The sequence below is a fragment of the Thermodesulforhabdus norvegica genome (assembly GCF_900114975.1).
In the GTDB taxonomy this organism is placed as follows: Bacteria; Desulfobacterota; Syntrophobacteria; order Syntrophobacterales; family Thermodesulforhabdaceae; genus Thermodesulforhabdus; species Thermodesulforhabdus norvegica.
In genome coordinates, this window is sequence record NZ_FOUU01000009.1 from 92,967 (window position 1) to 103,930 (window position 10,964).

The window sequence follows — 10,964 nt, forward strand, 5'->3', positions numbered from 1 at the left end:
ATAAGGAGGGAGTAAAACTATGAGCCTTGCCCAGTTTTATCGAGAGCTTATGACCATTAATTCCATGCCCGATGACGAAAAAAAAGCGGAGGCATCAAAAGAATTATTTGAAAGATTGAACAAAACTCCTCTTCCGGAATATTTCAACTGGGCAGAAGAAGTTTTTGAAGGGATTCACGTGAAAGAACGACCCGATCAGCTGGCTTTGATATGGGCCGATCTGGATACGGATGAGGAGAAAAGGTTTACCTATAAGGAAATGGCCGAAAAGAGTAATCAGCTTCTGAATTTTCTGAGAAAGAACGGTATCTCCAAAGGCGACGTTCTTTATGTGATGATACCGGCCGTTCCTGAAATCTGGTTTGCAAGCCTTGCAAGTGTCAAAGGCGGTATAATCCTGGTCCCAACGGCAATGACCATGACTGCAAAAGAACTGGAATATCGTTTTGATACCTACCCACCTGCGGCCATAATCGCCAGTGCTGCATCGGCAGAAATAATTGACGAAGCCCTGGGTAACCTGGGGATGACCCCCAAAGTAAAAATATGCATCGACGGAAAGGACGGTTGGGTTCCTTACTCAGAAGTGGATAAAGAAGCAAAAGAAGCAGCGCCGGAAAAAACCAGGTCCGACGATATAATTTTGTGCTTCTTCACCTCCGGAACCACAGGTATGCCCAAAAGGGTTGTTCACACGGCAACCTCCTACCCTCTGGGACACCTCTCCACCGCTAACATAATAGGAATAAGACCCGGAGACATACACAACAACCTCAGCCAGCCCGGCTGGGCAAAGTATGCCTGGAGTTGCTTCTTTGCACCTTTCAATGTTGGGGCAACCGTTACGGGGTTTAATTATTCAGGTCGCCTTAACGTCGAAAAGTATCTCGGTGCCGTGGATAAATACAGGGTAAACGTTTTCTGTGCTCCTCCGACGGCGTGGCGGGCTTTTATAATTGCAGATCTTTCCAAGTTTAAGTTCGAAGCCCTCAGAGAGTCCGTGAGTGCCGGTGAACCCCTCAATCCCGAAATAATCCAGACCTGGCAGAAGCATACCGGCACGGTCATAAGAGACTTTTACGGCCAGACAGAAAGCACTGCCATGATCGGAAACCCGCCCTGGTACAAAGACAAAGTGATACCCGGCTCTTTCGGCAGGCCCCACTTCATGTACGATATTGTACTTGTTGATGACGAAGGAAATGAAATCACGAAACCCGATGATATCGGCCACATCACCGTGAGGCTTTCCAACTGGCGGCCCATCGGTCTTTTCCGCGAATACCTTGGTTCACCTGACAAAATGGCCGAGGCATTCAGAGGAAACTACTATTACACGGGAGACCGGGCTTACTTCGACGAGAAAGGCTATTGGTGGTTTGTGGGGCGTGCTGATGATGTTATCAAATCTTCCGACTACCGGATAGGCCCCTTCGAGGTAGAAAGTGCTCTTGTCGAACATCCTGCTGTTGCGGAAGCTGCAGTTGTGGGAAGCCCCGATCCCAAACGATGGCAACTGGTTAAGGCCTTTGTGATTCTCAAACCGGGTTACGAACCATCAAGAGAGCTGGCCCTTGATCTCTTTAAACACTGCATGAAAATCCTCGCCAAATTCAAGATTCCTAGAATAATCGAGTTCGTACCTGAAGTTCCGAAAACCATAAGCGGTAAGATCAGGCGAGTAGAACTCCGAGAAATGGAGATAAAAGCGAAGGAGAAGGGCGTTCGTGGTGAACACGAGTACTTCTACCATGAATTCCCTGAACTGAAGTCATCTTCCTGATCAATCCGAAAAAATTAAATTAAAGCCGTATCTCGGGAAACGAGATACGGCTTTATTTTTTGCCTTTCCCGGGCTATCCTATTGTCGGCAGTAATGCAGATGTGTCGTTAAGTTCACATCCGGGAGTCTAGAATATTGGAAGGGCTTTACCATGGAAATGGATGCCGTTATAGACCTCGTTGACTGGTATCGGGAAATATATAGAGAGGATCCCGGTTCTCACATTGCCGTTGAGTACATGAACCTTTTGTACGAAGACGGCGATTGGGAAGCGCTATTAGAAATTGCGGAAAACCGCCTGAAGTGCAATCCAAATTGCAGCGCGGCCAAAGCCTATCACGGTCTTGCAGCATGGAGGTTAGGAAGGCTCGAGGTTGCGCGCCGCAGACTTCTCGAAATGCATAAAAGTCTAACCTTCCTCAAAGACGCGTACGAAGTTCTGGCTTCCCTGGAAAAGTCTCAGGGCAATCTGGAAAACGCCGAACACTTTGAAAAAATAGCCCGCACAATGAGCGGCAGAGCATCCTTAACGGAAGCTCCCGATCTACCGGCAGTCCCACAGATTGAGTCTCAGGAGGAAATAGTCGAAGAAAAGAAGCCGGATCAGAAACATGCATCCAGGTTATTCCTTTTCTGTGATAAGGCGATCTCCAAGGTTAGTGATAAATTATTGACTCTGGAGACACCGAAAGACCGGGCCAGGATTTTCGATGGTGATTGCAGGCAATTGATAAAACAGTTCCTTGCTCAGGGGTAAGCGATTAGAGAATCTCTTGACTTCTAATGAAAAATTTCACTAGTATTGCAGTCGGGGATTGTAACAAAGCTATCCGAGTGAACAGGTCAGAAGGAGGATGATTTATGAAGATCGGATTTGCAAGGATTGCAATGGTTGCGGTTTTTATCGGAGCTTTCGTGGCTCTGGGAGCGCTGGTATCGGCGGAAGAACAGGCGGCACCCGATGTTATCGTCATAAAACCCGGCATTTACGAACAACTTACCAAAGCCCCCGTTGAATTTACCCACAAGAAACATGCCGAAGATTACGGTATCGCCTGTGCAGACTGTCATCATGTTTACGAAAACGGTCAGAATGTGTGGAAGGAAGGCGATCCCGTCCAGAAATGCGAGGAATGTCATACCGATGCAACTGTCAAGGGCGAGAAAAAGCTCCCTCCCGAACAGCAAAAGCTCAATCTCAAATTGGCCTTTCACAACAATTGTATCAACTGCCACAGAGATCTGAAAAAGGAAAATCCCGAAACCAAAGCGCCCACAACCTGTAAAGGTTGCCATCCAAAACCGGAAGGAGCCGCCAAGCAATAAATCGACAAACCTGGTACGGTAAACAAGGAGCGACATTAATACCTCTTCCGGGTTTGTCGCTCCTTTTTTGCTTTCTATAACCTGTGTTAACCCTAAATCCGTTAACTTTCGGTAATTTTTAATGAAAGAAATTTTTTCGGATCGAATGGGAAAACTTCTATTTACGATATCCTCCAATCAATACCAGGGTGAAAAAATACGACCGGACAGGGCGGTGGAAGATGCACGTGGCTTTTTCCTCAAAAAGGTTGCCCCAGGAAGTACTACTCTTTCCCATGTGTCTCTGTCGGCAAAATGTAGCTCCGGCGCAGCAACCACAAGCCACCCACCCGGTACAAGACACCTGTAGAAGCGCCTGAGAATTTCTTTAATTGCCTCAATCCGCAGGTACAGGAAAACATTTCGGCAGAAGATACAATCGAGATTTTCGGTCTCGGTCTCTCTGGATGGATAAACAGGGTCCATCAGGTTGAGCACCTCAAACTTCACCATTTCACGGATCTCCGGAGATATGACTCTTACGTTGTTTCCGACCATCGAGAAGTACGAGAGATAATGAGGAGGCATGGTGCCACGAAAAGACCATGAATAATAGACTCCTTCACGGGCCTGGGCTATCCTATCGGGGCTTATGTCCGTTCCTTTCAGGTAAATTACCCATTCGTCTTTGCTCATAAAACCGCTTTTAAAGGCCTGATCAAAGATCATTGCAAGAGAATAAGCCTCTTCGCCGGTACTGCAACCGGCACACCACAGACGGATTTCATTATTCCCTAGAACTCTCTTTTGCTCTATCAGTTCGGGCAGAAGGTAATAACGAAAAGCGGTAAATACGCCGAAATCCCGAAAAAAATAAGTTTCACTAACGGTCACATATCTGGCGAGGAAAAATACCCGTTCATCATCGTTTAGTTCCCTTACAAACCACCTGGAAAATGCCGAGATGTCATCACAAAAGTCTTTTCTTATAGCCTGGATCAAGCGCTCACAGAGCTGCTTTTTTTTATCTTCGCCGATCTCGACCCCAAGGCGCTCTCTGGCAAACTCCACGATAAAATTCAATACATCCTTCTGCAAAGAACGCATTTCATCCGTCATAGGATCCGACCTTCCAGAAGTTCATAAGCCCACCTGAATCAGCTCAAACAAAGGGCTCCGTGTTTTTTTACTTTTGACATCTGCACTCCCTGAGTGTATGCCTTGAAAAGGGAGCAGGAGGTTTGGCTGGGACAATGAACTTCGATAAAAGTACAGCGCTGGTCACAGTTCTGGTCCTCTTCACGATAGAGCTTGCTATATTCCTGGCCGCTGCAAGCCAGTCAGGAATAAAATATCGCACAATTATAGAAGACGATAAAGGAAGAATATTATACGAAACCCCGGGAAAGGGATTGTCTTATTATGAGGAAATGAGTTTGCGTGATACTATTGGCCCCATTGAGAACTATCGCGTTCGAGTGATATCCCATTACGTTAACTTTCCCTTTACTGCATGGCTTTCCGCTTCCATTGGGGTTCCGGTCGGCCTGATGCTTGTCTATGCACTAATTATGCGAATCCACAAAGCGGTTACGGAAACCCAATCCATATCGCGCGATTTAGACGAAATCAAAAGCCCCGGAAAAGGGCTGAAAGGTCTTCTTTCTTTTTTCCACTCCCTTTCGGTTTTCCACATTGCGGTTATAGTTTTTTTATCGGCACTCTTCCTGTGGTTTGTACCGTACATAACCGTACGCACCGTAACCGGCGTGGTGCATTTTGTAAAAGAAAACATGGTAATTTTTATTTTGCTCCTGGTGTCCTTCCTTGTCCTGATCGGATGGGCTATTTACCTGATGTACCGGCTGGCAAGGGAGATGCTCCGGTATCGGTACGAAATTATAAAATTACAGCTTGAAAAAGCCTCGGAATACGGAGACGATTACGGTAAGCTACTACCGGGATTTTCAGAGAAACAACTGGAAAACAAAAAGGATAGATCTCATGAGGTGGTTTAGAAAATCTTCTCAGAGGCAAGGAGCCGACGCTTCTTCTGCGGAAAAATCCCAAATCAATCAGGGTATAGGCTATATGTACGCAATTATGGGGCTTCAGGTAGTCTTTGCCCTTGCTATGGTTGTAATCATGCTCTTCATCGGTAAAGTGATCGCCACACCCTGGTGGGTGTTTGCCGCAATGTTTGTCGGAGTATGCTCGGTCTGTGTTTATGTTTATCGGAAGATAAAGAAAAAAATAATCGCCTTTAAGACGGCACTTCAGGGTCTTGACCTTTCCGACAAAAATTACGAGATCAGCGTTATGGGCGGCATGCTCACAATGAGGATTGAACACAACCCTCGAAGACTTCTTGAAGCTTCTTCCGTGGAAGTCCGTCCTGCACTACCCGGCTCTTCGGAAGAAGCCTCCAGTGAGAGACCAGGTCAGAGAGTATCCTGAAAAAACGGCATGGGAAGGAAGCTGAAAAAAGATAATCCGAAACGATACAGTCTGGTTCTGGCCGTCCTGCTGATTTCTTCCCTGACGGGCATGATGGCTCTCCTCATTTCCGCCCTAAAAATTCAGGTCTTTGAACATTCAAAATGGTTAGAACGATACGATGCACAGGTTTTCGCATCATCCAAAGATCCTTCATCAAGACGAGACATAGTGGATAGATATGGTCGCCCATTGGCCGTCACGGTCATGCAGCCATCCGTGTTTGCCGATCCTGCTTTCGTGTCAGACCCCGATGAGACGGCCAGAATTGTTTCCTCCGTATTGGGTCTGAAGTCTGAAAAAATCAGAAAAAAACTGAAAGCAAAAAAAAGATTCCTCTGGATTAGACGCAACATATCAGACCTTCAGGCACGGGCCTTAATCGCAAGGAAACTTCCCGGAATATATGTAGTTTACGAGCACCGGCGATTTTATCCCATGAGAAGCCTTGCCGGACAGCTAATCGGTTTCGTCGGAACGGATGGGCACGGACTTGAAGGCATCGAAAAAGAGTTTGACAGTCTCATGATTATTAAAGGGAACAAGAAAAGGTTTGTGCGGGACGCACTGGGGCGTCAGGTTGTGGAAGAGGAGGTCCCTTCCACAGAGACCAACGAGCCGCTAAAACTGACAATTGATTCTTATATCCAGCGGGTTGCGGAAGCGGCAACTGAAAAAATTGCTCAAAAATACAACCCGGAGTCAGCCCAGGTCGTGATAATTGATCCCAGAACCTTTGAAATTCTGGCCGTGGTTAACTGGCCCTTTTTTGACCCCAATGCCTTCCATGCCTATCCCCCGGAAATACGCAGAAACAGGGCCTTTTTGGACCTGTTTGAACCAGGATCATCTGTAAAGCCAATTCTAGTTGCCGGAGCTCTGGAAGAAAACCTTGCAAGCACCAATGATATAGTATTTTGCGAGAACGGTTCATTTCATGTCCCCGGCCATACTATAAAAGACGTTCACCCCTATGGATGGCTGACCCTCACCCAGGTCGTGAAATATTCGAGTAACATCGGGGCGGCAAAGCTGGCGTTTCAGTTAGGTGCCGAAAAATATTATCAATACCTGCTCAAATTCGGTTTTGGTCAGCCCACCGGTGTTGAGTTTCCCGGCGAGGCGGCCGGCATAATTCGGGACTGGAAGCTCTGGCGGCCCCTTGATCTTGCAACCTCCGCCTTTGGGCAGGGAATAGCTGTAACGGCCTTGCAGCTCTGTTCCGCCTTTGCCACCATAGCAAACGGCGGAATTAAAAAAACCCCTTATCTCCTGAAGTCCGGTCACAACCACGCAGACGAGAAGGCCCTGCGGGTGATTTCAAGTCAAACCTCCAGAATCCTTACAACAATGCTCATTGAAGTAACTCTTGAAGGAGGTACCGGAGCGAGGGCATCTGTGCCGGGCTATAGGGTTGCCGGAAAAACCGGAACCGCCCAGCGTATCGACCCGTCAACCGGTAAATACTCGGACAAACAATTTTCTTCCATTTTTGTCGGCTTTGCACCGGCCGAAGATCCCAGGATCACTGTGGCTGTTGTGGTACACTCACCTCAGGGAGCAAGTTACGGGGGTATTGTAGCTGCACCCGTATTTAGAGAGATAGTGGCTAATGTCCTTCCTTACCTGGGAATTCCCGCAAAAAACGAAGCTGTACAGGCATCGGATATTCAAGTGAGGTACAAACATGACCGAAAGACATGAAGGGGGTTCGAAAAATCGGGCACTTCGGGAATTGCTTTCCCTCTTAAACCCGGTACATGTGCTGGGAGATACCTCTATATCCCCGGGAAGCCCATGCACAGACAGCCGCAAGCTTCGCCAGGGCGACATCTTCGTGGCCCTAAAAGGAAGCAGGACAGACGGGCATAAGTTCATTGGTGAAGCCGTCCGCAAAGGCGCTTCTGTAATTGTGTACGATAATGAGAAAGCTTTGAAAGAACAGCTGGCGATGTTTGAAGGCACCGCAAAGGATGCCCTTCCGGTTTTGGTCAGAGTAGAAGATACCGCAAAAATATTGCCTCTCCTCACCGCAGCATATTACCAACATCCCTCATCTTCTCTCAAGCTTATAGGAATTACGGGAACCAACGGAAAAACCACTACAAGTATATTGATTCAATCAATCTTATCTGAAGCCGGATTTTCCGTCGGAAGGATTGGAACGCTGGGTTACTGCTGGGGTTCAAATCATATTGAAGCTCACCTTACCACTCCAGACCCATGTGCACTTCATGGAATACTGCAACAAATGTATAAAGACGGTGTTAACATTGCGGTGATGGAGGTTTCCTCCCACGCTCTGCATCAGCACCGAGTGGCGGGATGTCTTTACGACGTAGCCGTCTTTACCAACCTCTCTCAAGACCACCTGGACTATCACCGCACAATGGAAGAATATTTCCGTTCAAAATTAAGACTTTTTACCGAATATCTCAAAGCCAATGGAATCGCGGTCGTTAACATCGATGATCAGTGGGGAAGAAAAATACTCGAGCATCTTGAGTCAAAAGGCAGAAACGAAAAAATAGTTACCTACGGTATTGAAAGTTACGATGCCGAAATCAGTGCGGAAGACGTGTGCTATTCTCCAGACGGTTTGGAATTCCGCATAAAATCATCGCTCAGCACAGATCACGACGAAATCAACTACAAAGTATCATCAGGGCTTTTGGGTAAGCTTAACGTTTACAACATCCTTTCAGCTGTGGCCGCCACACTGGCATTTAACGTACCCCTGGAGTCCGTCCTGAAGGGGATAGAAAAGGTTCGTTCGGTTGACGGAAGGCTCCAGCGCATTGCAACGCCCAACGGTTTTTCGGTAATCGTAGACTATGCACACACACCCGATGCAATGGAAAAGGCCTTATCCTGCGTCCGGGAATGGACTAAAGGAAGACTTATCGTGGTATTCGGTTGTGGAGGAGACCGGGACAGGACAAAAAGACCCTTAATGGCACAGGTTGCCTCGAAATTTGCAGACCTAATAGTGATTACCAGCGACAACCCACGAACTGAGGCACCAGAACGGATAATAGAAGACATTATTGCGGGTATGCCCGTGACATGGCAAAAATTCTCAGCGGATGAATCTCATTTTTCAGCCCCTAAATCGAAAAGTTACACAATCGAAGTAGACAGGCGACAGGCAATTCATATTGCCATCAATGTCGCCAGACCCGGCGATACCGTATTCATAGGAGGTAAAGGTCACGAAACCTACCAGATTATAGGTCAGGAGAAAATCCCCTTCGACGATCGTCTTGTTGTAAAGGAGTATCTGGATCGTTGTTGTCACTTAACCAGTGCTGATATTCGGTTTCATAAATGTAAAGAATAACCATAAGGAATCCCAAAATCAGGGGGCCGTAAATAATCCCAAGAAGTCCGAAGTAATTCATGCCCCCCATTATTGCTATAAAAACTAGAAAAGTGGACGAGCCGTTTTTTCCTCGCATGAAAATCGGCCTGACGAAATTATCTATAAGCCCGACCAACAAAGCACACCACAAAACAAGAAACAGTGCGGACTTCCATTTACCCAGAAGTAAGAGATATGCCGATGCAGGAATCCATACCATGGCAGTACCCATAACGGGAATAAGAGAGGCAAGACCCATCATTGTGCCCCAGAACAGGGCAGGAATCCCAACAATAGCGAGACCTATGCCGCCGGCAAGCCCCTGTGCTCCGGCAGTTGCAAGAGTCCCGATAAATGCCGACCTTGTAACCTCTCTCACACGCTCTATAATGCGATCTTCCTGATCTTCTCTCAAAGGGGACAGATCCTTCAAGCGACGAATAATTCTTTCATAGTCCCTTATTATGTAAAACGCAAACATCGTCATAATGATAAACTGAAGAGACAATTCCACGGCATTCCCGATAAAAGCAGTTCCCTGAGAAACGACAAATTGAGCTATGTACTGGGTAAGTTTAACGGCATATTGGGTTACTTCATCGCTCCGAAAATGAAGAGACTCAAGACCAAATCTTTCGGTTAAGGGTTTTATTTTCTGGAGCAATTCGCTAACAAAAGGGCTTTCCAGAAGTTGTTGCACTCCGCCTGACCTCACCCACCCGTTTATCTTCACGATAACATCAAGAGCCTGAGTTATCAGTGCAGAGACGAAGAACATAACGGGAACGAGGATTACAATAACGACAGAGGCAACAATAATCGCAGTGGCAAGAGTTCTTCGACGGCCCAAACGAGATTCAATACGAATCCTAAGTGGAGCAAGTAAGGCGCCTATAAGAAAAGCAATCACTATAGAATGGATAAAAGGTTTAATTATGAGATAAGTGAGATACAAAATAAGCGAAAGAAGCAGAAGAATAAAAACCCTTGAGCCAGTGGAGCTTTTCATGGGAATTTTCCGTTATTCGGATTGGGCCATGGACCTAAGACGGTGAGCCTCTTCCGTTCTTCCAAGCCTCATCAAAATCTCGGACTTCAAAAGATAAGCCTTTTTAAGCCTCTCAGGCCGCCCTTCAAAAATCAAAATAGCCCTATCTACAAAAGTCAGAGCTCTGTTATGATTGCCTTTAAGTTCCCAGCATCTTGCCATTTCATAGAAGGCTTCACCGTTGTATGCGTCGATCTCGATGGCCCGTTCCAGCAAGCCAAGAGCCTCATCAACCTGACCTGATAGGGCAAGATTTCTGGCTCGATCCACCAACTCGGCAGAAGCAATTCGTTGAGGAGATTTTTCTTCGGGAACACGAGGTCCCCCCGCGGTTGAGGACGGTTGAGAATAAGTTTCTACCGGTCCTGCGGACTGAACTTCAGGTCCCTTCGTGGCCGGCCTCGTGGAAGGATAAGATGGAACTGAGGCCTGTTTCTTAGGTGGTGGAGGGTAAGGAGGAAGGGTATAATAGGCAGGGGAGCAGGCTGTAAAGCAAACCAGCGAAAGCATTAGTAGAAAACGCTTTAAACCTACAAAAAACACAGGAGTCCTCCGGAAAATCCGAAAAAGGCAAGACCTTAACAATAAAAAAGGATCGGCGGCGACCTACTTTCCCACGGGGTTTCCCCCGCAGTATCATCGGCGCTGAGGGGCTTAACTTCCGTGTTCGGGATGGGAACGGGTGTTTCCCCCTCGCTATTGCCACCGATCCTCTTCTTTATTTCTTCCCGGAATAGGGGTTTCTTTCTGCGCTCAGCGGACAGTCCTGACTTTTTGAGATGGCCAAGCCGATCGGCCCATTAGTACCGGTTCGCTCCACGTGTTACCACGCTTCCACGCCCGGCCTATCAACCTCGTAGTCTTCAAGGGGCCTTCAGGATGTCTTGCGACATCCAGGGAGCTCTTATCTTGGGGTGGGCTTCCCGCTTAGATGCTTTCAGCGGTTATCCCTTCCGGACATAGCTACCCAG

10 protein-coding genes and 2 rRNA genes are annotated in these 10,964 nt (G+C 47.2%); 7 read left to right on the plus strand and 5 right to left on the minus strand.

Features of this window, described 5'->3' with window-relative positions; genetic code table 11:
* Positions 1-19: 19 nt before the first annotated feature.
* The 3 genes from BM091_RS11480 (at position 20) to BM091_RS11490 (ending at position 3,109) form a co-directional block, all read left to right on the plus strand.
* Positions 20-1,783 (plus strand): AMP-binding protein, encoded by a 1,764-nt coding sequence (locus BM091_RS11480; protein WP_093395923.1) that lies wholly within the window; start codon positions 20-22, stop codon positions 1,781-1,783.
* 151 nt (positions 1,784-1,934) lie between these two features.
* Positions 1,935-2,540, plus strand: coding sequence for a tetratricopeptide repeat protein (locus BM091_RS11485; RefSeq protein ID WP_093395925.1), 606 nt, complete (start codon positions 1,935-1,937; stop codon positions 2,538-2,540).
* A gap of 104 nt (positions 2,541-2,644) precedes the next feature.
* Entirely contained in the window at positions 2,645-3,109 is a 465-nt protein-coding gene (locus tag BM091_RS11490; RefSeq protein ID WP_093395926.1) for a cytochrome c3 family protein, read from the plus strand.
* Positions 3,110-3,286: 177 nt separating this feature from the next.
* On the opposite strand, the gene BM091_RS11495 is transcribed toward BM091_RS11490, so the two are convergent.
* On the minus strand, positions 3,287-4,207 hold the full coding sequence (locus BM091_RS11495) for a CheR family methyltransferase (protein WP_093395928.1): 921 nt from the start codon (positions 4,205-4,207) through the stop codon (positions 3,287-3,289).
* Positions 4,208-4,341: 134 nt separating this feature from the next.
* Here BM091_RS11495 and BM091_RS11500 point away from each other — a divergent pair, with 134 nt between their 5' ends.
* The 4 genes from BM091_RS11500 to BM091_RS11515 are packed head-to-tail and all read left to right on the plus strand — an operon-like array spanning position 4,342 to position 8,924.
* Positions 4,342-5,106 (plus strand): hypothetical protein, encoded by a 765-nt coding sequence (locus BM091_RS11500; protein WP_093395929.1) that lies wholly within the window; start codon positions 4,342-4,344, stop codon positions 5,104-5,106.
* Entirely contained in the window at positions 5,093-5,545 is a 453-nt protein-coding gene (locus BM091_RS11505; RefSeq protein ID WP_093395931.1) for a hypothetical protein, read from the plus strand. The genes BM091_RS11500 and BM091_RS11505 overlap by 14 nt, the downstream gene beginning before the upstream one ends.
* 9 nt (positions 5,546-5,554) lie before the next feature.
* Entirely contained in the window at positions 5,555-7,288 is a 1,734-nt protein-coding gene (locus BM091_RS11510) for a peptidoglycan D,D-transpeptidase FtsI family protein (protein ID WP_093395932.1), read from the plus strand.
* The gene (locus tag BM091_RS11515) at positions 7,272-8,924 is read left to right on the plus strand and encodes a UDP-N-acetylmuramoyl-L-alanyl-D-glutamate--2,6-diaminopimelate ligase (protein WP_093395934.1); all 1,653 of its coding nucleotides are present in this window, start codon (positions 7,272-7,274) and stop codon (positions 8,922-8,924) included. The genes BM091_RS11510 and BM091_RS11515 overlap by 17 nt, the downstream gene beginning before the upstream one ends.
* Here the strand turns inward: BM091_RS11515 and BM091_RS11520 are convergent.
* From BM091_RS11520 to BM091_RS11535, 4 genes are all read right to left on the minus strand, one after another.
* Positions 8,812-9,954: an AI-2E family transporter gene (locus BM091_RS11520; RefSeq protein ID WP_093395935.1), complete on the minus strand. Its 1,143-nt coding sequence runs from the start codon at positions 9,952-9,954 to the stop codon at positions 8,812-8,814. The two genes, BM091_RS11515 and BM091_RS11520, sit on opposite strands and share 113 nt — an antisense overlap.
* A 12-nt stretch (positions 9,955-9,966) precedes the next feature.
* Positions 9,967-10,536 carry a tetratricopeptide repeat protein gene (locus tag BM091_RS11525; RefSeq protein WP_093395937.1) on the minus strand — a complete coding sequence of 190 codons (570 nt, stop codon included), beginning with the start codon at positions 10,534-10,536 and terminating at the stop codon, positions 9,967-9,969.
* A gap of 50 nt (positions 10,537-10,586) precedes the next feature.
* Positions 10,587-10,703 (minus strand): 5S ribosomal RNA (gene rrf / locus BM091_RS11530).
* Between the two features lie 69 nt (positions 10,704-10,772).
* Positions 10,773-10,964 (minus strand): 23S ribosomal RNA (locus tag BM091_RS11535); the annotation flags it as partial.

Coding starts and splice junctions, on each gene's coding strand:
- BM091_RS11480 (WP_093395923.1), top strand. CDS start 20: ATGAGCCTTGCCCAGTTTTATCGAGAGCTTATGACCATTAATTCCATG.
- BM091_RS11485 (WP_093395925.1), top strand. CDS start 1,935: ATGGAAATGGATGCCGTTATAGACCTCGTTGACTGGTATCGGGAAATA.
- BM091_RS11490 (WP_093395926.1), top strand. CDS start 2,645: ATGAAGATCGGATTTGCAAGGATTGCAATGGTTGCGGTTTTTATCGGA.
- BM091_RS11495 (WP_093395928.1), bottom strand. CDS start 4,207: ATGACGGATGAAATGCGTTCTTTGCAGAAGGATGTATTGAATTTTATC.
- BM091_RS11500 (WP_093395929.1), top strand. CDS start 4,342: ATGAACTTCGATAAAAGTACAGCGCTGGTCACAGTTCTGGTCCTCTTC.
- BM091_RS11505 (WP_093395931.1), top strand. CDS start 5,093: ATGAGGTGGTTTAGAAAATCTTCTCAGAGGCAAGGAGCCGACGCTTCT.
- BM091_RS11510 (WP_093395932.1), top strand. CDS start 5,555: ATGGGAAGGAAGCTGAAAAAAGATAATCCGAAACGATACAGTCTGGTT.
- BM091_RS11515 (WP_093395934.1), top strand. CDS start 7,272: ATGACCGAAAGACATGAAGGGGGTTCGAAAAATCGGGCACTTCGGGAA.
- BM091_RS11520 (WP_093395935.1), bottom strand. CDS start 9,954: ATGAAAAGCTCCACTGGCTCAAGGGTTTTTATTCTTCTGCTTCTTTCG.